This window comes from Micromonospora sp. NPDC048169 (assembly GCF_040652815.1).
GTDB lineage: Bacteria > Actinomycetota > Actinomycetes > Mycobacteriales > Micromonosporaceae > Micromonospora.
The window spans coordinates 70,541-91,482 of record NZ_JBEZMS010000008.1 but is presented as its reverse complement, the minus strand read 5'-3'; the positions used below and the strand labels follow the sequence as shown (position 1 = coordinate 91,482).

The window sequence follows — 20,942 nt, the reverse complement described above, 5'->3', positions numbered from 1 at the left end:
CACCCGCAGCGAGTGAAGCGTCCGCCGGGCGGTCCGCCGTTACCTTCCCGCCAGCGCCGGGAACGCGATCGGCGCAAGCGCAACCGACCCAGGAACGAGGTGCGACGATGCGCAAGCAGATGGAGGGCGACAACCAGCGCCGCCGGACCCTGGCCCGCGAGGCCCGCGAGCGAGGGCGGCGGCCGAGCCAGACCGGCGCCAGCCTGAGCGCGTCCAAGCAGGTCACCTCGCTGGACCAGCACGACCGGTCCGGCCCGCCGCCGGCCGGACGGCACAAGCCGGACAGCACCCGGGGTGGTCCCGCGCCGCCGCCGGTCGCCGTCGCGGAGCGTCCGCGCCCGCTGCCGGACCCGGTGCCGTCACCCGGAGTCTCGATGGGCTACCGGGATCTCGTCGACGACGTGAGCCGGCGCGCCGGGGTGGACTTCCGCGAAGCCAAGGTAGCGGCGGAGGCCACCGTGCTGGCCCTGGCGCGGGCGCTGGACGAGGCGGAACGGGAGCGGCTGCTGGAGGCGGTGCCGCTGACCCTGCACGACGTGGTGCCGGTGCACGGCATGGAACGCCGCCGCGACCTGCCCGGCTTCCTGGCCGAGGTCGGCCGGTACAGCCGCCTCACCCCGGAGCAGGCGCGCTACCAGGCCGAGGCGACGCTCGCCGCGCTCGCCGAGGCCGACGCGGAACTGGTCGAGTCGCTGCGCGTACCCGACGGGTTGCGCGACCTGCTCGGGCCGACCGACTTCGGCGGCGGCCTGGTGGGCGCGTCCTCGGCCACCGCGCCGCTGACCGAGGCGGAGCTGCGTGACGCGCTCGCCACGCTGCCCTACTGGTCCAGCGACAGGCGGTCGCTGGTGCGCACGATCGAGCTGCCCGGCGGCAACCTGGACCGGGTCCTCGACCGGCTGGACCGGCTCAAGTCCGACGTCGGACGGTCGCCGCAGATCGGGCGGCCGGACCCGGACAACGCCGTGCTGACCGTCCGGACCCAGCAGGTCGACGGCGTGACCGCGGCGGACGTGGACCTCGCGCACCGGGTGGACGCGGCGATCGACGAGGCCGGCGCCGGGATGGCGGCCGGCTGAGCCGGCGGCGGAACGGCCCCGGTCCCACGCGGGCCGGGGCCGCCCGCGACCGCGCGGTACCGTGTCCCGCCGTGGATCACGACGACACCGAGACCCTGGAGATCGTGGTGGACCCGGCCCGTCCGTCCGGGCGCACGCTGCTGGCCGACGGGGTCGAGCAGTCGTACGTCGACGTGGCCGACGCCCGGTACCTGCACTTCGAGTACGTGCGGCGGATCGCCGCCGCGATCGACGTGGCCGCCCCGCGTGGCGCGGCGCTGTGCGCGCTGCACCTCGGCGGCGGCGCGCTCACGCTGCCGCGCTGGATGGCGAGCACCCGGCCCGGTTCGGCGCAGCGGGTGATCGAGCGCGATCCGGGCGTGGTCGAGCTGGTCCGGCGTAAGCTGCCGCCCCTGCCGCCCGCGGTGGTGGTGGCGCTCGGCGACGCGCGGGAGGCGGTCGCCGAGGCACCGTCCGGGACGTACGACGTGGTGGTGGCCGACGTCTACCGGGCGGCCCGGATGCCGCCTCAGGTGGCGGCGGTCGAGTTCGCGGCGCAGGTGGCCCGGGTGCTGCGCCCGGACGGCCTCTACCTGATCAACCTCACCGACCTGCCGCCGCTGGCGCACACCCGGGCGCAGGTGGCCACGCTGCGCGCGGTGTTCGCCGACGTCTGCCTCATCGCCGACCGGCGGATGCTGCGCGGCCGGCGGTACGGCAACGTGGTGCTCGCCGCCTCGCCCGCGCCGGACCGTCTCCCGGTACGCCGGCTCGCCAACCGCGTCGCCGCCGACCCGGTGCCCGGGACCGTGCTGCACGCCGCGACGCTCGACGCGTTCGCCGCCGGCGCCCACCCGGTCACCGACGCCGACCTGGGCTGAGCCGGTTTCCCCTGGGGTGCGGCGGGTAGCCGCGCCGGATGAGCGCCGCCGACGACCGGTCCACCGCGCGCCGGACGCTGATCGTGATCGGTCTCGTCCTCGCGACGGTGGTCGCGTTGGCGCTGGTCTGGGCCACCCGCCGGGTGCTGGTGTGGGGGCTGGTGGCGGTGTTCTTCGCGGTCGCCCTCAAACCGCTCGTGGACCGTCTCGAACGCCGGGTACGCCGCCGGGCGCTGGCGACCCTGCTCGTCTTCCTGGCCGCGTTCGCGCTGTTCGCCGCCCTCGGCGCGCTGATCGTGGTGCCGCTGGTGGACGAGGTGGGCCGCTTCGCCGACCGGGTGCCGGACCTGGTGCGCGAGGCGCAGGCCGGGCAGGGGCCGGTCGGGCGGCTGCTGGACCGCTTCCACCTGCTCCGGTACGCCGAACCCGGCCGGCTGCGCCGGTACGGCGCCCGGCTCGGCGACCCCACGGTGGGGGTGGTCCGCAGCGTGGTGCAGGCAGTCGCCGCCCTGGTCACCGTGGTGGTGCTGGCATACCTGATGGTCCTGGAGGCGCCGCGGATCGTGGCCGCCACACTGCGCTTGACAGGCGACGGCACAGCGGCGCGGCTGCGGCGCATCGGGCGTGACTCGTCCCGGATCGTCACCGGCTACCTGAGCGGCAACCTGCTGATCAGCGTGATCTGCGGCGGCCTGACGTTCCTCGTGCTGTTCCTGCTCGGTGTGCCGTTCGCCGCGGTGATCGCGCTGGCGGTGGCCGTGTTCGACCTGATCCCGCTGGTCGGCGCCACGCTCGGGGCGACCGTCGCGGCCGGCGCGGGGTTCCTGCACTCCCCCACCGCCGGCCTCGTCGTGCTTGTCTTCTTCGTGGTCTACCAGCAGGTGGAGAACCATCTGCTGCAACCGGTCATCATGGCCCGCGCGGTCCGGCTGAACCCGTTGACGGTGCTGGTGAGCGTCCTGCTGTCGGTCGAGCTGGCCGGCCTGGTGGGCGCGCTGCTGGCGATCCCGGCGGCGGGCATCGTCCAGGTGCTGCTGCGTGAGTTCGTCCCGGCCGGGCGGCAGGCCCTGCCGCAGCCCGCCGACGGCGATCCGGCCGAGCCGCCCGACACAGGTCCGGCCGGTAGCGCCAGAACACCCGAACGGCCGCCGGCCGGCGGGTGAGAGCCGGCCGGCGTACGGGCGGCGCTCAGTGGCGGCGGGCCAGTTCCGGTGACTCGCTCTCCAGCGGCACCGCGTTCGCGGGCACCAGGCCGAGTTGCACGGCGGGGCGGGGCAGCGTCGCGTCCAGCGCCCAGTCCGCCGCGACGCGGGGCCGGTTGCCCGGCATGGCCAGCAGGTGGTAGCCCCGGGTGACGGCCTTGGCGGGCAGCCCTGCGAGCGGCACCTTCAGCGGGTTCGCCGCCGCGTCCTTGCCGCCGAGGTCCACCACCCAGCCCAGGTCGTGGTGCTTGTACGACTTGCGCTCGCCCTGGCCGTACGAGGCGGCGATGTTGTGCGCGGCCAGCTTGCCCTGCCGCTGGGCGTGCTGCGCGGTCATCGCGCACACCTGCCCGGGGCGGGTCGGGTCGGGCACGGCGGCGGCGTCGCCGCAGGCGAACACATCCGGGTAGCCGGGGACGTTGAGGAACTCGTCGACCACCAGCCGGCCCTTCTCGGTGCGCAGGCCCAGCTCGGCCACGAACGGGTCGGGGCGTACGCCGACGCACCAGATGAGGCTGCACGTCGGGACGTACTCGCCGTCGGTGAGCATCACGCCGTCCGGGGTGGCCTCGGCGACGGAGGTGCCCATCCGCACGTCAACACCGCGTTTGCGCAGCACCCGGTCGGCGGTGACGGACATCCGCCGGTCCAGTTCGGGCAGCACCCGGGGCGCCACGTCCAGCAGCATCCAGCGCGGCCGGACCTTCAGGTGCGGGCGCTGGGCCATCAGGCGGTCGGTGAACAGCTGCCCGTGCGCGGCCACCTCCGTACCGGTGTAGCCGGCGCCGACCACCACGAACGTGGCACGGGCCCGCTGCTCGGCCGGGTCCTCGGTCAGCTCGGCCAGCTCGATCTGCCGGACCACGTGGTCGTGCAGGAACAGCGCCTCGGGCAGGCCACGGAAGCCGTGGGCGTACTCGGTCACGCCGGGGATGGGCAGCAGCTTGTTGACGCTGCCGACGCTGAGCACGAGACGGTCGTACGCGAGCTGCCCGTGCTCGCCCTCGACCGAGCGGTAGCCGACCCACCGGTTCTGCAGGTCGACCCGGTCCGCCTCGCCGACCACCACGCGAACGCCGTCGAGCGTGCCGGCCAGCGGCACGGCGATCCGGGTCGGCTCCACCACGCCGGCCGCCACCTCCGGCAGCAGCGGCAGGTAGAGGAAGTAGTCGGTCGTGTTCAGCAGGACGATCTCGGCCCGGTCGCGGGCCAGCCGGCGCAACGTCTTGGCCGCGTGGTACCCGGCGAACCCGGCCCCCACGATCACCACACGTGGTTTCGTCATGCCTTCTGCGGTTCCCGGGCAGACCTGCGACAAACGTGCCCATGATCCATCCATCGGCAGCTATATGGACATTCCACGCGAGCGGCGCGAGGATGCCGGGATGGGAAACCACGAGACCGCCGAGGGCCGGCCCACAAGGCCCAGCCGGCGTACCTTCCTCACCGCCTCAGCGGCGGCCACCGCCGCCGCCGTCGCGACCCCGCTCACCGCCGCCCCGGCCGCCGCCGCGACCGGCGCTCCCCCGGGTCCGGGCCGCCCCGCCCGGCCGCAACGCCCCGGCCGAGCTGACCGCGCTGCTGCGCGAGATCGACAGCCGCCGGATCGAGGCCGTCGTGCGCCGGCTCGCCGCGTTCGGCACCCGCCACACCCTGTCCAGCCAGACCGATCCGGTACGCGGCATCGGCGCCGCCCGCGACTGGATCCACGCCCAACTGTCCGGGTACGCGGCCGCGTCCGGCGGCCGGATGACTGTCGAACTCCAGTCGTACGTGCAGCAGCCCGCCTCCCGCATTCCCGAGCCGACCACCATCACCAACGTGGTGGCGACCCTGCGCGGCGACGTCACACCAGAGCGGGTGTACGTCATCACCGGCCACTACGACTCCCGTGCCACCGACGTGATGGACGCGGTCAGCGACGCACCCGGCGCCGACGGCAGAAGGTGCTGCCGGTCGGCGACGTCACCGAGGTGACCATCGACCTGTCCAAGGACAACGTGTTCTTCGGCGTACGCGCGGTCGACCGGGCCGGGCACCGCAGCCCGGTCGCCTTCCCGAAGCCCGGTAGCTGAGGCCGCTCGGTCACCGTCCCGGCGCCGGGTCCGCCCGGTCCGGGGCGGTGATCGCCCAGCGTTCGTGGTCGCGCCACGCGCCGTCGATGAACAGATAGTCCGGGGAGAACCCCTCCAGCCGGAAGCCGAGCCGTCGCGCCAGCCGCTTCGACGGCTCGTTGCCGGGCTGGATGTTCGCCTCCAGCCGGTGCAGCCCCAGCGGCCCGAACGCGTACCCGATCACCAGCCGCACCCCGGCCGAGGCGTGCCCGGTCCCGGCGTACGGGCGGAACGCCGCGTACCCGAGGTAGCCGCCGCGCAGCGCGCCCAGCACGATGCCGCTGATGTTCGCGTACCCGGCGATCTCGCCGCTCTCCCGGTCGCAGAACAGGAACCCGGAGCTGTCCCGCCGCCGGATCTTACGCAGGTACGCCGCGTACATCTGCGCGTCGTCCGGCGCTGACAGCCACGGATGGTGCAGGTCGCGGCTGCGCCGGGCGGCGGCGACGAACTCCGCCTCGTCGGCGGGGCGGGGACGGCGGATGGCGACGCGGCCGTCGCTGCGCAGATATCGCACCGCTCCACTCTCGGCCACCGCCCCTGTCCCGCCCCACCCGGGATGCACTCCACCCGCCGCCCATTCCGGCGGACCGCGACCGCGTGACCGCCTCGCTCCGGAGCCAGCCCGCAGATCTTGGTAGGAAACGGCCCCATAGGGGCCCTTTCGTACCAAGATCTCTTCAGTTCCTGTCATGTGGCCTGCGGATCTCGCTTGTTGGGAGCAGGTCCTGCCGTTCGTGTCTACGAGCGCCCGTTCGGCGAGGTCTGCGAGGTCCGCGCGGGCCTGTCGGGCTAACAGCGAAGGTCGGTCCGTATCGGGTCGGGTGTCCGGTTCGGCTGCGGTGGCCCTGACGGGCTGTGGTCGGTGCCATCGTGAGGCTGGAATCGGTGGCGGGCGCGGGGCGTTGTACATGACTGGCCGCCGAGGCACCGGGTCGAGCGCCGCGCACCGGCCCACCGGGGCGTCGAGCGGATCGCCAGGTCAGGGAATGGCCCCGGCCCGCCGGTCGTTACATCCCCGAGCCGCGGACAGCAGGCAACGCCCTCGGGCCGTCAGCCCCGGACGGAGTCACCACCGCCGGGAATGACACCGGGCCGGTCGTCGTTACATCCCCGAGCCGCGCACAGCAGGCCCCTCCAGGGCGCCCGCGTGCCAGCCCTTCGACGGGCACCCCGAAGACTTTCCCCCCTTTTCGCGGCACCCCCCGTTTGCCGCGTCATCCCCCACTTCAGGGAGGCAACCATCATGGCTACCACTCTGCTGCGCAAGACCGCTCTGACCGCTGCCGGTATCGCCGCCACCGCTGGAGGCATCGCCGGTCCCGCCATCGCCGCCCACGCCGCCCCCACCACCAGCACCACCACCGTGGTGGCCGACCGCAAGGGCCACGGCGAGCGGGAGCTGGACGTGCGCTACGAAGCCCAGCCCAACTTCTACTTCTGCGGCCCCGCCGCCGCGCGTAACGCCCTGAGCGTGCAGGGCAAGAACATCGACGTGCACGCCATGGCCAAGGAGATGGGCACCACCGAGTCCGGCACCAACTCCATCAACGACATCACCCCGGTGCTGAACAAGGAGACCGGTAAGGACGTCTACAAGTCCACCGAGATCCCCGTGGACAAGGCCCGCGACCGGGACAAGGTCGACAAGCTGCGCGCCGACGTGGTCAAGACCGTCGACGACGGCCGCGCCGTGGTCGCCAACATCGCCGGCACCGCCACCGACACCGACGGCAACACCCACTCCTTCGAGGGCGGCCACTACATCAGCGTCGTCGGCTACCGCGACAACGGCAAGGTCGTGACGATCGCCGACTCGGCCAACCCGAACCAGGCCTCCTACCGAATGGACGTCGACGAGCTCGCCCGCTGGATCGCCAGCCGCGGCTACAGCTCCTGACCGAACGACAACGACAACGACAAAGGGCCCGACCCCCACCGCGGGGGTCGGGCCCTTTCGCGCGTATCCAACGGCTGCCTGCCGGTCACCTCGCCGTCACGCCGGTGTCGTCACCCGGACGGGTCGCTCCACCACGCTGGGTCGCGCCGGATCGTCCGGGCGACCGTGAAGGAGCAGCTGTGGCAGCCGAGGAGGCGACGCACCGCCCACCCACCACGCACCGCCCACCCGCGACGAGCCACCCCGACGTGAGCGTCGTCGTACCCGTCTACAACACGCTGCGCTACCTGCGGTCCTGCCTCGACTCGGTGCTGCGGCAGACCATCGGGCCGGACCGGATGGAGATCGTGGCGGTGGACGACGGGTCCACCGACGGCAGTGGCCGCCTGCTGGACCGGTACGCCGCGAAGTACCCCGGCACGGTACGGGTGGTCCATCAGCCCAACTCGGGTGGTCCGGCGGCGCCCTGCAACCGGGGACTGGACCTGGCCACCGGCCGGTACGTCTTCTTCCTCGGCTCGGACGACCGGCTCGGCCCGGAGGCCCTGGAGCGTCTGCTCGCCGCCGCCGACCGGTACGGCTCGGACGTGGTGGTCGGCAAGGTGGTGGGGGTCAACGGCCGGCACGTCTTCTCCGACGTGTTCGCCGGCGGCAACGCGGTGGACGTGAGCCTGTTCGACTCGGCGCTGCCCTGGTCGCTGGCGAACACGAAGCTGTTCCGGCGCGACCTGGTGGACCGGCTCGGGCTGCGCTTCCCGGAGGACATGCCGGTCCTCAGCGACCAGCCGTTCACGCTCGCCGCCTGCTACCACGCGCGGCGGATCTCGGTGCTCGCCGACTACGACTACTACCACGCGGTACGACGGCTGGACGCCCGCAACATCACGTACCACAGCCGGGTGGAGCAGCGCCTGGTCAGCGTGGAGCGGCTGTTCGCGTACGTGGCCGACCTGATCCCCGCCGGGGCGGGCCGGGACGCGGTGCTGCGCCGCCACGCCGGGCTGGAACTGGCGAACCTCGTCGGCGACGACTTCCGGCACCTGGACCGGGGCGCGCAGGAGCGGGTACACGCCACTGTCGCCCGGCTGGTGCGGCGGCACGTCACCGACGGCCTGCGGGACCGGCTCGGTGTCGAGGCCCGGCTGCGCCTGGGCGTGGTGGCCGCGGGCGGGGTCGACGACCTGTTGGCGGTCATCGAGCAGGACACCGGGCGGGGCGTGCCGACGACGGTGTTCGCCGGTGACCGGTGGCACGCGGGCTACCCGGGCGCCCCGGCCCGGTGGACCGACGTCACCGACGTGCGCGCGGACTGGCTGGCCCGGCTGGACACCGTCGAGGTGGGCTGGACCGACCGGCACACGCTGACGGTGACCACGCGCAGCCCGTACCCCCGGTTCGCCTCGGAGGCCGGGCCGGTGCGGCTGCTGGCCGGTCCGGTCGTGGGCGCCACGAGGATGGACGCCGGCGACCCGACCGGCCGCACGCTGCGCACGGACTTCGCCCTCGACCGGCTCCTGGCCGCGAGCTGCGCGAGCGGGCAGCGCCACCCGGTGCGCGCCGAGGTGGACGGCGGTCACGGGCGCGGCGGCGCCGCGGTGCGCGCCCCTCGGCTCGCCGCCGGGCGGCCCCGGCTGCTGCGGCACGGCGCCCGGCTGTACGGGGTGGCCGCGACAGTCGACCCGCGCAACGGCCAGCTCGTGCTGTCGGTGGTGCCGGTGACGGTCGGGCAGCTGGTCGGACGGCTGCGCCGGCGCGGCCGGCGCGGCCCGGCCGAGGCGCGGGTGCCGGAGCGCGCCGCGGCGGCGCAGGCGTCAGGGCGCGGCGCGGAAGCCCTGCTCGGCCGGCATGGGCACCTGGAGGTACGTGGTGCCACGCAGGTCCAGCCAGGCCCGCTGCGGCGCGCGGACCAGCCGCACCATCACCCCGGCGCAGGCCGGACAGCGCCCGACCAGGCCCGGGGCGTGCGAGTAGACGTGTAGCCCGGCCATCGGGCCGGTCGTCCCGCAGGCGTCGCAGCGGCCGGTGGTGGCGCTGAGGTCGACGGCGAACAGCTCGCGCAACGGCCCGTCGAGCATGTTGCCGTCCAGGTACGACAGGTCTGTCATACGCCCTCCTCGGGTGCTCAGCCGGTCGGGCCGAACCGTTCGGTCCGCACGCGCCGGGTCGGGTGACCCAGCCCCACCAGCAGGTCGGCCACGGTCTCCACGAATCCGGTGGGACCGCACACGTAGCACAGCGGCTCCATCTCGGGCGGCCAGCCGTGGCTGTTCACGTCGGCCAGGCCGATCCGGTGCGGCTCGCCGCGCCAGCCCTGCGGCGCGGACCGGGTGTAGACGTACGCGACGTCCAGGCCCTGGTCGTCGCGGGCACGGCGGCGCAACTCGTCGGCGTAGATGACGTCGTCGGGGGTGCGCACCGAGTAGACGAGCCGGAACGGGGTGCGGCTGCCGGCGGCCCGGCGCGCGCGGATCATCGCCATCAGCGGCACCACGCCGGAGCCGCCGGCCACCAGCAGCACCGGCGCGGTGTCGGCGGTACGCCAGACGAACCAGCCGCCGACCGGCCCGCGCACCTCCACCGGGTCGCCCTCGGCGTAGGTGCCGGTCAGGTACGGCGACACCTCGCCGTCGGGCACCCGCTGCACCGTCACCTCGATCCGCTCGCCGTCGGCGGGGCCGGCCAGCGAGTACGAGCGGGCGGCCTGGTAGCCGTCCTCGGCGGTCAGGCGCACGTCGACGTGCTGCCCGGGCAGGTGTCCGGGCCAGCCGGGCACGTCCAGCACCAGGGTCTGCGCGGTGGGCGTCTCGATCCGCCGCTCGGCCAGCCGGGCCACCCGCCACATCAGCGGCGCGACGCGGCGCCCCTCGGCCGGTGCCGCCACCTCAGTCGCCCTGGTAGCGCTGCTCGCCACGGGTCGCCGTAGTCGTGGTAGCCGGCGGTCTCCCAGAAGCCGGGCCGGTCGTCGACGAGCAGCCGGATGCCGTGCACCCACTTCGCCGACTTCCACAGGTACAGGTGCGGTACGAGCAGCCGCGCCGGTCCGCCGTGTTCGGCCGGCAGCGGCCCGCCGTCGTACGTGTGCACCACCCAGGCCCGCCCGCCGCGCAGGTCGTCCAGCGGCAGGTTCGTGGTGTAGCCGCCGTAGGAGTGCGCGAGCGCGTACCGGGCGTCGGTGTCGACGCCGTCGAGCAGCGTGTCCAGGGAGACGCCCTGCCAGGTGGTGCCGAGCTTGGACCAGCGGGTGACGCAGTGCAGGTCCACCGTCGGGGTGTCCTGCGGCAGGCCCATCAGTTCGTCCCAGGACCAGCGGTACTCCGCGCCGTCCTCACCGGTCAGCACGAACTCCCAGGTGTCCAGCGGGACACGCGGGGTCGGGCCGGCGGAGAGCACCGGGAAGTCCTCGGTGAGGTACTGCCCCGGCGGCAGGTCGGGAGCGGACGTACGGGGCCGGCCCTGGAAGCCGGGCGAGACGATTCCCACCCGTCAGTCGTACCACCGCCGGTCCCGCCGGGGCAGGGGTTCCCTCAGGCCGAGCCGCCGCCCCGGGTCTCGTGCACCACAGTGCGCTTGCCGTCGCCGCTGTCGCGGGTGGCCCGCAGGCTGGTGATGGTGACGATCACCAGGACGCCGATGATCACGCCGAGCGAGGCCACCGTCGGGATCTCCGGCACGCTCTCCCAGATGCCGTGCGCCCAGTGCAGGCCGAGCTTGAGGCCGATGAAGGCCAGGATGACGGCCAGGCCGTAGCTGAGGTGCACCAGCCGGCTCAGCGCGGCGTGCAGCACGAAGTACAGCGCCCGCAGGCCCAGCAGCGCGAAGGCGTTCGTCGCGAAGACCAGGTACGGATCCTCGGTGATGCCGTAGACGGCGGGTACCGAGTCGACGGCGAACACGATGTCGGTGGCCAGCACGGCGACGACGACGAGCGCGAACGGGGTGAGCGCCCGCCGGCCGTTCTGCCGGATGGTCATCCGGGTGCCGTGGTACTCGTCGACCACCGGCATGACCTTGCGCAGGAGCCGCACCGACCGCATCTTGTTGATGTCGACCTCCTGCTCGTGCCCGGTGAGGGCGTCGCGCAGCAGCTTCACCGCGGTGGCGACGAGGATGAGCGCGAACAGCAGGAAGGCGAAGTCGAGCGTCTTGAGCGCGGCGGCGCCGAGCGCGATGAACACGCCGCGCAGCACCAGGGCGCCCGCGATGCCGTAGAGCAGCACTCGCTGGGCCAGCACCGAGGGCACCGCGAAGGCGGCGAGCAGCAGCATGAAGACGAAGAGGTTGTCGACCGACAGCGACTTCTCGACCAGGTAACCGGTGAGGTACTCGATGCCCTGCTGGCTGCCCCAGCGGGACCAGACCCAGGCGCCGAAGGCCAGCGGCAGGGCGATGTAGAAGGCCGACCAGCCCAGGGCCTCACGGATGGAGACCTCGTGCGGCTTGCGGGTGACCAGGAAGTCGAGCACCAGCAGGACGAGCACGCCGACGATGGTGACCGCCCACAGCGTGGGCGTGCCGATCGACGACAGCTCGGACGCAGCCAGCGGGGACAATTCGGGCATGGAACCTCCTCGAACACCGTGTCATGTTCGAGGTCTCCTTCACCCACGTTTTCCGTGGGCAACCACCCGGGGCTCGCCTCGGCGGCTTGCCGTACTGACCGGAATGATTCGTGGGAAGTACTCCCCTCGCCTGGACAAGGCTAGGTCACCGCCGGACCGGACGCCAAGTCGGGACAGGGTTGATTGCCCTGGTCAACCGTTGTGCGGCGGCGAGGCGTGGCGCCGGGTCACCCGGGCCCCTATGGTGACGCGGGTGACGAACCACGGACCACTGACCGGCGTACGGGTGATCGAGCTGGCCGGCATCGGCCCCGTGCCGTTCGCGGCGATGATGCTGGCCGACCTCGGCGCCGACGTGATACGCGTCGACCGGCTCGGCGGCGGCGGGTTCGGCGCCTTTCCCGGCGACCTGCTGAACCGCAACCGCCGCTCGATCGCCGTGGACCTGAAGCAGCCCGCGGGCCGTGACCTCGTGCTGGCGCTCGTCGCCGGCGCGGACGCGCTGGTGGAGGGCTTCCGGCCGGGGGTGGCCGAGCGGCTCGGCATCGGCCCGGACGACTGTTTCGCCGTCAGCCCCAAGCTGGTGTACGGGCGGATGACCGGCTGGGGGCAGGAGGGCCCGCTCGCCCACAGCGCCGGGCACGACATCGACTACCTGGCGCTGACCGGCGCGCTGCACGGGGTTGGCCGGGCCGGTGAGCGTCCGGTGCCACCGATGAACCTGCTCGGCGACTTCGGCGGCGGCGGCATGATGCTGGCCCTCGGGGTGGTGGCGGCGCTGCACGCGGTGCGCGCCGACGGGCCCGGCCAGGTGGTCGACGCCGCGATCGTGGACGGCGTGTCGGTGCTGGCGACCCAGATCCACGCGCTGCGCGGCATCGGGCTGTGGCAGGACCCGCGCGGGGTGAACCTGCTCGACGGCGGCGCGCCCTTCTACGACACGTACGAGTGCGCCGACGGGCGCTACGTGGCGGTGGGCTCGCTGGAGCCGCAGTTCTACGCCGAACTGGTCCGGCTCACCGGTTTCCCGCCCGACGGCGACGACGCGCCGGACCGGGACGACCCGGCGAACTGGCCGGCGTTACGGGCCGCCTGGGCGCGGCTGTTCCGCACCCGGACCCGGGACGAGTGGACGGAGCTGCTCGCCGGCACGGACGCCTGCGTGGCGCCGGTGCTCGACTGGGCCGAGGCACCGGAGCACCCGCACCTGCGCGCCCGGGACACGTTCGTCGCGCCGGACGGGGTCACCCAGCCCGCGCCCGCGCCGCGCTTCTCGGCCACCCCTACCGGCGTGCGGCGGCCGCCGCCGACGCCGGGCGAGCACACCGACGAGGTCCTCGCCGAGGCCGCCGGCATGGCGGCCGACCGGATCACCGCGCTGCGCGCCGCCGGTGTGATCGGCTGACGCCTACCGGCCGGGTCAGCGCCGGTGCGTGGCGGCCGGGGCGAGTGCCGGTTCCACCAGTTCGCGGTAGTCGCGGGGGAACTGCACCACGACGTCCTGGAACTCGCCGCCGCTGATCGCCTCGCGCAACGTGACGAACACGGCGCGTACCGCGCCCCGGGCGGTGTTCTCGTCGCATCCGGCGCGGCGGGCGACCCGGGCCACGAACTCGGCCGCGCCGAACCGTTCGGCCGCCTCGTCACGCGGATAGGGGCTGAGCAACCCCCGCAGCGGCTTCGGCAGTTGCGCGGCCAGGTCCAGCACCTCGCCACCGGTCAGCCGCTCCGCGAACGTCTGAAGCGTGGCCGCGGTGAGCGTGGCGGCCCGGTCCTCGCCGGTGCCGGTGAGCCGGGCGACCCGGCTCACGAAGGTCAGGTAGTGCATCGGTGGTACCCCCTTCGGTGCGCCACCGCGGCTACCCGCGACGGCGCGGCGGAAACGGGGGGCGGGATTTCCGCGTTCGCGGGCGTGAGCAGCGGCGCGACGGGTAACCGCCGCCCGGTCACGACCCGAACTACTGCCGCGAGGAGCCCGACCCATGGCGAGTTACTCGGATGTCCTGGAGTACCTGTCCGCGCTGGACTACCCGGCCGGGAAGGACGACGTCATCCGCGAGGCGGAGCGGGAGGGCGCGCCGCCGGACGTGTTGCGGGCGTTGCGCGCGCTGCCCCCGGTGGACTACGCCAACGGCACCGAGGTGGCCCGCTCGGCCGGCATCGACGCGGCCCCCGAGGTGAGCCGCTCGCAGCGCGCGGCGCAGGCCCGGGACAACCACCCGCGCGTGTCGCAGCATCTGCGCGGCATCTGAGCACCGCGGGAGAGCCGGCGGCGACACGGCCGCCGGCCTCTGCGCGTGCCGGGGACGACGTGCGACAGTCGCAGGTGGCCGTTCCCCTGTGGCTGGTCCGCGTGCCCCGGACAGGCGAGCGCCCCGGGTCGCGAACCGCGACCTGGGGCGCCACGCAGCACCTGCCCTGCGCGGTTCACGCCCGAACCGGGTCGCGACCGCGCGGCGGTGAGATGTTCGCCCGAACCGGGCGGGCATCGCTGCCACGATCATCATACGACGCGGCATCAGCCGAACGGGTGAGAATCGCGGAAGTGTGTCCGGGCGCACGTACGCGCTCAGGCGGTCACCTCGGCGTAGCGCCGCTCGAGGTCCACTCGCGCCAGCGCTCCGACCAGCCACGACAGTTGCTCCGACTCGCCACTGCCGGTCAGTCCGGCGAGGTCGTGTGCGGTGCGTCCCAGCCCGAGCCGCCGGGCCGCCGCGAGCGCCCGCCGGTCGGCCACCGGCGCCGCCTCGCGCCACAGCGCCTGCGCCTCCCGCAGGAACAGGTCGCACACCTCGTCGTCCACTCCGGGCAGAGCGATGAGCAACCGCCGTTCCTCGCCCGGGTCCTGGTGCGCCGCGGTCCGCAGCCGGCGCAGGTCGCCCCGGTACGTCTCGACGATCGTGCGGGCCAGGTCGCCGAGCGTGTCGGCGATCCCCGCCAGGTCACCGCGCAGCCCGGCGGCGCGCAGCACGCGTACCCGGTCCTCGTGCCGGGAGCGGGCCATCCGGGCGGCGGTGTCCCAGCCGACGTCGCGCAGCGCGGTGGCCGCGTCGACCGCCCGGTGGAAGTCACCCCGGCGGGCCAGCAGGACGGCCAGGTACAGCACCTGGAACAACTGGGCCGGGTTGTTCGTCACCCGGAACCCGAAGCACTCGGCGAACCCTCGGCCGTCCCCGGCGAGCCGGCGGGCGAGGCGCTTGCGGTCCGCGAGGCCGGGCCTGGTGGTGGTTGTCGGCATGCCGCCGACTACCCCGGTGCGGGCCCGGCATTCAGCCGCGTACGCCACCGCTGCGGTCGCGGGCCTTGAGCCGGGTGGTGGGCAGCGCGGGCGCGGGCAGCGGCGGGGCCGCGTCGTCGGCGACCACGCCGAAGCGGCGGCCGGCCATCCAGTCCTCCCGGGCGGCCGCCACCTCCTCGTGCGAGCGGCCGACGAAGTTCCACCACATCACCAGTGGCTCCTCGAACGGGGTGCCGCCGAGCAGCAGCAGCCGGGTGCCCGGCTCGGCGACCAGCGTCAGCGCGTCCCGCCCGAGGCCCAGGTAGAGCAGCGCGCCGGGGGCCAGCGCCACGCCGTCGCACTCGGCGGCGCCGGACATGGCCAGCAGCCCGTACTCGAAGTCCGGACGCAGCGGCAGCGTGGCCGGCGCCGTGCCCCGGACCTCGAGCTGCGCGCCGACCAGCGGGGTGTGCACGAGCGCGGGCGAGCGTTCCCCGCCGAGGTCGCCGACGAGCAGCGTCACGTCCAGGTCGCCGTCGCGCCAGCGGGGCAGGTCGGCGTGGTGGGCGAAGGCCGGGTCGCCGGCCCGGGCCGGGTCGGGCAGTGCCACCCAGAGCTGCACGCCGTGCATCAGCGGCGGGTGCACCAGCGGGGAGCGCTCGGAGTGGGCGATGCCGCGCCCGGAGGTCATCACGTTGAGCTGGCCGGGACGGATGGGCTGCACGTTGCCGAGGCTGTCGCGGTGCAGGATCTCCCCGTCGAGCAGCCAGGTGACGGTCTGGAGGCCGGTGTGCGGGTGCGGTGGCACCTCCATGCCGGGCCGGTCGGCCACGTCGTCGGGCCCGAAGTGGTCGACGAAGCACCAGGCGCCGACCATCCGGCGCTGCCGCTGCGGCAGCAGCCGCCGCACCGTGGTGTAGCGACCCAGCGGCACGTCGTGGCCCGGTAGCAGCACGCTGCCCGGGTCGGTCGGGCCGACGCCGGGTGGGAGCGTCTGCGCGGGCAGGGATTCGGTACGGTCCACCGCCCCGACTGTACGCTCAGTCCGCGCTGACGCTCACCGCGTTCGCGCCGCCCACCAGGTCGAGGTAGAGCCGGTCGGTGGCCCGGTCCCAGCCCGGCGAGCTGACCAGGTCGCCGGCGGCGATCCCGCCGCGACGCTCGTCGTACAGGGTCAGGGAGCCGGCGCCGGAGGCCACCCGCACCCGGGCCGGCGGCTCGCCGGGCACCGTCACAGTGAGTTCGCTGACCCCGCCGGTCATCCGGACGGTGAGGGAGCCGTCGAGCCGGGGCAGCAGCAGCCGGGTACGCGAGGCGCCGCCGACCAGGTCTACTCCGGCGAGCCGGGCCTCGCCCAGGTCGAGCCGCTGCTCGCTGACGCCGCCGATCAGCCGCAGCCGCCAGGTGACCCGGGAGTTGAGCACCACCTCGACCGCGGCCGGACCGGGGCGGCCGTTCTCCTCGATCCGCAGCCGGACCCGATCGCCGGCCAGTTGCGGGCGCGGCGTCACACCCGAACCGTCCGGCGTGCCGATCCGGTACAGGTCGTCGCCGAGGTCGGCGGCGCGCAGCGTGAACCGGGTCAGCCCGTCCACCAGCTCGAACTGGGCGAGCTGCCGGCCACCGCGCGGCGCGGCGAGGGTCTCGGCGCCGGCCACCTCGGCGGCGCCCGCCCCGCCGGATCCGCCGCGCCCGGGAAGGGGCGACGGCTCGCCGCCGGAGAAGACCACGCCGAGGCGGCCCGGGTTGGACAGCGTCACCGCGACCGCCACCGCGCCGAGCACCACCACCAGCACGGCGGCGGCGGCCAGCAGCCGGGCGCCGCCGGACCAGCGGGGCCGGGCCAGGTCGGGGTCGTCCTCGGATGCGGTCATGCTCGTCCCCTCTCGCCGGTCCCCACCGGGTCATACGTCTGGTTCGGCGTCCCGGTTCATTCCCACTCCGGTGCGTTCCCGCACCTTGCCGGCACACGCGGCCAGCACGGCGTGCGCGTCCAGACCGAGACTCTCGATCGCGACGAGCGCGGTGAACGCCACGTCGGCCAGCTCGGCGGCGACGTCCTCGCGGGTGTGCGTCACCCCCTTGCGCGGGTTCTGCCCGAGCAGCCCGATCCAGGCCGCGGCGACCTCGCCGGCCTCCTCGCCGATCTTGAGGATGCGACAGGTCAGTTCGGTGTCGCCGCGGCCGTTCGCGGCGTCGAGCCAGGCGCGCGCGTCCCGCGCCGTCGTCCAGATGGTGGCGTCCACGCGGACCAGTGAACCGCACCCCGCAGACCGTTCGTATCCTGGGGCGACGCAGGCCAGAGGGCCTGCGTCCCAGGCGAGAGGAGGTGCCCGTGATGCCGGAGACCGTCGAGTCGGTGTTCGCCGGCGTGGTCGCCCGGAACCCGGGAGAGCCGGAGTTCCACCAAGCGGTCCGCGAGGTACTGGAGAGCATCGGTCCGGCCCTGGCCCGGCATCCGGAGTACGCCGAGGTGGTCGAGCGCGTCTGCGAACCGGAGCGGCAGGTCATCTTCCGCGTGCCGTGGGAGGACGACCAGGGCCGGGTACGGGTCAACCGTGGGTTCCGGGTGGAGTTCAACAGCGCGCTCGGCCCGTACAAGGGTGGCCTGCGCTTCCACCCGTCGGTCTACCTGGGCATCGTGAAGTTCCTCGGTTTCGAGCAGATCTTCAAGAACGCGCTGACCGGGCTGGCCATCGGCGGCGGCAAGGGCGGCGCGGACTTCGACCCGAAGGGCCGCTCCGACCGCGAGGTGATGCGGTTCTGCCAGAGCTTCATGACCGAGCTGTACCGGCACATCGGCCCGCAGACCGACGTGCCCGCCGGTGACATCGGGGTGGGCGGCCGGGAGATCGGCTACCTGTTCGGGCAGTACAAGCGGATCACCAACCGGTACGACGCGGGCGTGCTCACCGGCAAGGGCCTGGCGTACGGGGGCGCGCAGGTGCGCCGCGAGGCGACCGGGTACGGGGCGGTGTTCTTCGCCGACGAGATGCTGCGTCAGGCCGGGGACAGCCTGGAGGGCAAGCGGGTCGTGGTGTCCGGCTCCGGCAACGTGGCCATCTACGCCATCGAGAAGGTGCACCAGCTCGGCGGCACCGTGGTGGCGTGCTCGGACTCCGGCGGCTACGTGGTCGACGAGAAGGGCATCGACCTGGCGTTGCTGCGCGAGCTGAAGGAGCAGCGGCGGGGCCGGCTGGCCGAGTACGCGGAGCACGCCCGCAACGCGGTGGCGGTCGCGGACCGCAACGTCTGGGAGGTGCCCTGCGACCTGGCGCTGCCCTGCGCCACGCAGAACGAGATCGGCGGCGCGGAGGCCGCCGCGCTGGTCGCCGGCGGCTGCGTCGCGGTGGTGGAGGGGGCGAACATGCCCACCACGCCGGAGGCGGTGCGGATCCTCGGCCGGGCCGGGGTGCGGTTCGCCCCGGGCAAGGCGGCAAACGCCGGCGGGGTGGCGGTGAGCGGGCTGGAGATGCAGCAGAACGCCAGCCGCGACACGTGGACGTTCGGCGAGTCCGAGCAGCGGCTGCGCGAGATCATGCGGGACGTGCACGACAGGTGCTGGGCGACGGCCGAGGAGTTCGGCCTGCCCGGCGACTACGTGGCCGGGGCGAACATCCAGGGTTTCCGGCGGGTGGCCGAGGCGATGCTGGCGCACGGCCTGGTCTGAGCGGACCGCGGGACGGACGCAGACCGAGCGGCCGGTCAGCGATTGACAGTGCTCGACCCCCGGCCTAGGTTCAGTGCGCTACCGGCCGGTAGGCATCCGTCCCGCGTCGTCACCCCCCGTCCCGGGGTGGCACCCGTCCCCCCGGGGAGCAGCGATGCAGCCCTCACCCGTCCGCCGCCGGCTGCTCGCCGTCGGCGCGGCCCTCACGCTGGCGCTCGGCCTCACCGGCGCGGCGCCCGCCGCCGCCGGCGGCAGCGCCGACGGCAGCGGCCCGCTGCCCGGCTACACCATCGTCAACCCGCCGCTGCCGCCACTGGTCGTGAACGGCGCCGCCACCACCGTGCGGCAGGGCGTGCACGCGAACGCCGGATACATCATCGAGATCCCCAGGCGCTGGAACGGCGAGCTGGTGATGTGGGCGCACGGCTACCGCGGGCAGGGCACCGAGCTGTCGCCGGAGCCGCCCGGCTTCGACCTGCGGCAGCGCCTGGTCGCCCAGGGGTACGCGTGGGCGTCGTCGTCGTACGACCGCAACGGCTACGACGTGCGCTCCGGCGTACGCGGCACCCGTGCCCTGGCCGACCTGTTCTCCCGTACCGTCCGGCGCCCGCACCGGGTGTTCGTCGCCGGGGTGTCGATGGGCGGCCACGTCATCGGCCGGTCGCTGGAGCAGTACCCGGGCTTCTACGCCGGGGCGCTGCCGATGTGCGGGGTGCTCGGCGACCAGGAGCTGTTCGACTTCTTCCTGGACTACAACCTGGCCGCGCAGGCGCTGGCCGGGGTGCGCGCGTACCCGACGCCGCCCGACTACCTGACCTCGGCGGTGCCCCGGATCCAGGTCACGCTCGGCCTGGCCGGGCTGACCCCGGGCGGCCCGGACACCACGAACGACCTCGGCAAACAGCTACGCGCGGTCACCGTGGACCGCTCCGGCGGGCCGCGGCCGGGCACCGACGCCGCGTTCGCGATCTGGAAGGACTTCCTGTTCGGCATCGCGGTCAGCGAGGCGGACGGCTCCCCCGCCCGGCGTCCCGGCCAGCTCGCCACGAACCTGTTCACCAGGTACACGCCGAACCAGCCGGTGAACCTCAACGCCACCGTGCGGCGGGTCGCGCCGGAGAACCTGCGCCAGCGGCTCTCACCCGGCCTGACCGAGGTGCCCCGGATCGCCGGGCGGCCCACCGCGCCGGTGCTGAGCCTGCACGGCCTCGGCGACCTGTTCGTGCCGTTGGGCATGGAGCAGGCGTACGCCCGGGACGTCGCCCGCAACGGCCGGTCCCGGCTGCTGGTGCAGCGGGCGGTGCGCACCGCGCAGCACTGCGAGTTCAGCCCGGCCGAGGCCGGCGCCGCCTGGGACGACCTGGTCCGCTGGGTGCGCACCGGCAAGCGCCCCGCCGGTGACCCGGTCACCGACCGGAGCGCGGTGGCGGCGCCGGACTTCGGCTGCCGGTTCAGCGACGAGGCCGCCCGGGCCGCCGGCGCCGGCACCCGCCCGCTCTACCCGCCGTGCCCGGCCGGCGCTCAGTCCTCCGCCCGGGTGTACCAGCCGCCCCGGTAGACGGTGCCCTGCGGGGCCGGCTCCGACTGCGGGGCCGGCTCCGGTTCCGGCGGCGCGGCGGCGATCCGGCGGGAGCGGCGGACCCGGCTGACCACGAACCAGCAGAGCCCGGCCACCACGGCCACGATGACGACCTTCTGGAACGTGCCCGCGTACGCCTCGACCACGTGCCACTGCTCGCCGAGCAGGAAGCCGGCGAGCACGAACGTGGTGTTCCAGATCAGGCTGCCCAGCGTGGTGTAGAGCAGGAACACCGGAACCGGCATCCGTTCCACCCCGGCCGGGATGGAGATGAGACTTCGGAAGATCGGAATCATCCGGCCGAAGAACACCGCCTTGACGCCGTGGCGCAGGAACCACGCCTCGGTGCGGTCCACGTCCTCCAGCTTGATCAGCGGCAGCCGCGCGGCCAGGGCACGCATCCGGTCCCGCCCGAGGGCCGCCCCGATGTAGTAGAGCGCCAGCGCGCCCACCACCGACCCGAGCGTGGTCCAGAAGATGGCGCCGGCCAGGCTCATCTTGCCCTGGCTCGCGGTGAAGCCGGCCAGCGGCAGGATCACCTCGCTGGGGATGGGCGGGAACAGGTTCTCCAGCGCCACCGCGAGGCCGGCACCCGGTCCACCGAGCCGTTCCATCAGGCCGGTGACCCAGCCGGCCACTCCGTCGCCGGACGGCTCCGCCGCCCGCGCGGCGCTCACCCGGGGGCCGGCGAGCAGCTGTGCGTTTCCGATCATCGGACCAACGTTACGGGGCGAAGCTGGGGACGGCCACGCGTGATGGAAA

20 protein-coding genes and 2 pseudogenes are annotated in these 20,942 nt (G+C 74.1%); 10 read left to right on the top strand and 12 right to left on the bottom strand.

Annotation, left to right across the window (positions count from 1 at the left end; translation table 11 throughout):
* The first annotated feature begins 107 nt into the window (after positions 1-107).
* The 3 genes from AB0D28_RS09830 to AB0D28_RS09820 all read left to right on the top strand — a co-directional run bounded on the left by AB0D28_RS09830 (position 108) and on the right by AB0D28_RS09820 (position 3,102).
* Positions 108-1,079: a DUF2267 domain-containing protein gene (locus tag AB0D28_RS09830; RefSeq protein WP_357384080.1), complete on the top strand. Its 972-nt coding sequence runs from the start codon at positions 108-110 to the stop codon at positions 1,077-1,079.
* 71 nt (positions 1,080-1,150) lie between these two features.
* On the top strand, positions 1,151-1,939 hold the full coding sequence (locus tag AB0D28_RS09825) for a fused MFS/spermidine synthase (protein ID WP_357384078.1): 789 nt from the start codon (positions 1,151-1,153) through the stop codon (positions 1,937-1,939).
* Between the two features lie 38 nt (positions 1,940-1,977).
* The gene (locus tag AB0D28_RS09820; protein ID WP_357384076.1) at positions 1,978-3,102 is read left to right on the top strand and encodes an AI-2E family transporter; all 1,125 of its coding nucleotides are present in this window, start codon (positions 1,978-1,980) and stop codon (positions 3,100-3,102) included.
* A 25-nt stretch (positions 3,103-3,127) separates the two neighbouring features.
* On the opposite strand, the gene AB0D28_RS09815 is transcribed toward AB0D28_RS09820, so the two are convergent.
* Positions 3,128-4,426, bottom strand: a complete 1,299-nt coding sequence (locus AB0D28_RS09815; RefSeq protein WP_357384074.1) for an NAD(P)/FAD-dependent oxidoreductase — start codon at positions 4,424-4,426, stop codon at positions 3,128-3,130.
* 332 nt (positions 4,427-4,758) lie between these two features.
* Here AB0D28_RS09815 and AB0D28_RS09810 point away from each other — a divergent pair, with 332 nt between their 5' ends.
* Positions 4,759-5,118: a hypothetical protein gene (locus tag AB0D28_RS09810; RefSeq protein ID WP_357384072.1), complete on the top strand. Its 360-nt coding sequence runs from the start codon at positions 4,759-4,761 to the stop codon at positions 5,116-5,118.
* A 108-nt stretch (positions 5,119-5,226) separates the two neighbouring features.
* Here the strand turns inward: AB0D28_RS09810 and AB0D28_RS09805 are convergent, their stop codons facing one another.
* Entirely contained in the window at positions 5,227-5,772 is a 546-nt protein-coding gene (locus AB0D28_RS09805; RefSeq protein WP_357384070.1) for a GNAT family protein, read from the bottom strand.
* A gap of 729 nt (positions 5,773-6,501) precedes the next feature.
* On the opposite strand from AB0D28_RS09805, the gene AB0D28_RS09800 reads away from it, so the two are divergent.
* Together AB0D28_RS09800 and AB0D28_RS09795 are read left to right on the top strand one after the other, a co-directional pair.
* The gene (locus AB0D28_RS09800) at positions 6,502-7,155 is read left to right on the top strand and encodes a C39 family peptidase (protein ID WP_357384068.1); all 654 of its coding nucleotides are present in this window, start codon (positions 6,502-6,504) and stop codon (positions 7,153-7,155) included.
* A 179-nt stretch (positions 7,156-7,334) separates the two neighbouring features.
* Positions 7,335-9,134: a glycosyltransferase gene (locus tag AB0D28_RS09795; protein ID WP_357384066.1), complete on the top strand. Its 1,800-nt coding sequence runs from the start codon at positions 7,335-7,337 to the stop codon at positions 9,132-9,134.
* Here the strand turns inward: AB0D28_RS09795 and AB0D28_RS09790 are convergent.
* From AB0D28_RS09790 to AB0D28_RS09775, 4 genes and pseudogenes are all read right to left on the bottom strand, one after another.
* Positions 9,060-9,230: pseudogene (locus tag AB0D28_RS09790) on the bottom strand (DUF6510 family protein); the annotation flags it as partial. The gene AB0D28_RS09795 and the pseudogene AB0D28_RS09790 sit on opposite strands and share 75 nt — an antisense overlap.
* A gap of 47 nt (positions 9,231-9,277) precedes the next feature.
* Entirely contained in the window at positions 9,278-9,997 is a 720-nt protein-coding gene (locus AB0D28_RS09785) for a ferredoxin reductase (RefSeq protein WP_357384283.1), read from the bottom strand.
* Positions 9,998-10,037: 40 nt separating this feature from the next.
* Positions 10,038-10,635: pseudogene (locus AB0D28_RS09780) on the bottom strand (sulfite oxidase-like oxidoreductase).
* Between the two features lie 44 nt (positions 10,636-10,679).
* Positions 10,680-11,714, bottom strand: coding sequence for a TerC/Alx family metal homeostasis membrane protein (locus tag AB0D28_RS09775; protein ID WP_357384064.1), 1,035 nt, complete (start codon positions 11,712-11,714; stop codon positions 10,680-10,682).
* Between the two features lie 241 nt (positions 11,715-11,955).
* Here AB0D28_RS09775 and AB0D28_RS09770 point away from each other — a divergent pair, with 241 nt between their 5' ends.
* Complete coding sequence (locus AB0D28_RS09770; RefSeq protein ID WP_357384062.1) at positions 11,956-13,119, top strand: CaiB/BaiF CoA-transferase family protein; 1,164 nt, start codon at positions 11,956-11,958, stop codon at positions 13,117-13,119.
* A 15-nt stretch (positions 13,120-13,134) separates the two neighbouring features.
* Here AB0D28_RS09770 and AB0D28_RS09765 read toward each other — a convergent pair whose 3' ends face one another.
* Positions 13,135-13,542 (bottom strand): DUF2267 domain-containing protein, encoded by a 408-nt coding sequence (locus tag AB0D28_RS09765; RefSeq protein WP_357384060.1) that lies wholly within the window; start codon positions 13,540-13,542, stop codon positions 13,135-13,137.
* Positions 13,543-13,696: 154 nt separating this feature from the next.
* Here AB0D28_RS09765 and AB0D28_RS09760 point away from each other — a divergent pair, with 154 nt between their 5' ends.
* Positions 13,697-13,966, top strand: coding sequence for a DUF2795 domain-containing protein (locus tag AB0D28_RS09760; protein ID WP_030502657.1), 270 nt, complete (start codon positions 13,697-13,699; stop codon positions 13,964-13,966).
* Between the two features lie 317 nt (positions 13,967-14,283).
* On the opposite strand, the gene AB0D28_RS09755 is transcribed toward AB0D28_RS09760, so the two are convergent.
* The 4 genes from AB0D28_RS09755 to AB0D28_RS09740 are packed head-to-tail and all read right to left on the bottom strand — an operon-like array spanning position 14,284 to position 17,177.
* Complete coding sequence (locus AB0D28_RS09755; RefSeq protein ID WP_357384058.1) at positions 14,284-14,952, bottom strand: hypothetical protein; 669 nt, start codon at positions 14,950-14,952, stop codon at positions 14,284-14,286.
* A gap of 31 nt (positions 14,953-14,983) precedes the next feature.
* Positions 14,984-15,955: a pirin family protein gene (locus AB0D28_RS09750; protein WP_357384056.1), complete on the bottom strand. Its 972-nt coding sequence runs from the start codon at positions 15,953-15,955 to the stop codon at positions 14,984-14,986.
* A gap of 16 nt (positions 15,956-15,971) precedes the next feature.
* Complete coding sequence (locus AB0D28_RS09745; protein ID WP_357384054.1) at positions 15,972-16,805, bottom strand: hypothetical protein; 834 nt, start codon at positions 16,803-16,805, stop codon at positions 15,972-15,974.
* 30 nt (positions 16,806-16,835) lie between these two features.
* The gene (locus tag AB0D28_RS09740) at positions 16,836-17,177 is read right to left on the bottom strand and encodes a MazG-like family protein (protein ID WP_357384052.1); all 342 of its coding nucleotides are present in this window, start codon (positions 17,175-17,177) and stop codon (positions 16,836-16,838) included.
* Between the two features lie 92 nt (positions 17,178-17,269).
* Between AB0D28_RS09740 and gdhA the strand changes: the two genes are divergently transcribed.
* Positions 17,270-18,601, top strand: coding sequence for an NADP-specific glutamate dehydrogenase (gene gdhA, locus AB0D28_RS09735; protein ID WP_357384050.1), 1,332 nt, complete (start codon positions 17,270-17,272; stop codon positions 18,599-18,601).
* A 154-nt stretch (positions 18,602-18,755) separates the two neighbouring features.
* On the top strand, positions 18,756-20,159 hold the full coding sequence (locus AB0D28_RS09730) for a hypothetical protein (protein ID WP_357384048.1): 1,404 nt from the start codon (positions 18,756-18,758) through the stop codon (positions 20,157-20,159).
* Here the strand turns inward: AB0D28_RS09730 and AB0D28_RS09725 are convergent.
* Positions 20,123-20,893: a DedA family protein gene (locus tag AB0D28_RS09725; RefSeq protein WP_357384046.1), complete on the bottom strand. Its 771-nt coding sequence runs from the start codon at positions 20,891-20,893 to the stop codon at positions 20,123-20,125. The genes AB0D28_RS09730 and AB0D28_RS09725 overlap by 37 nt on opposite strands.
* Positions 20,894-20,942 lie beyond the last annotated feature (49 nt).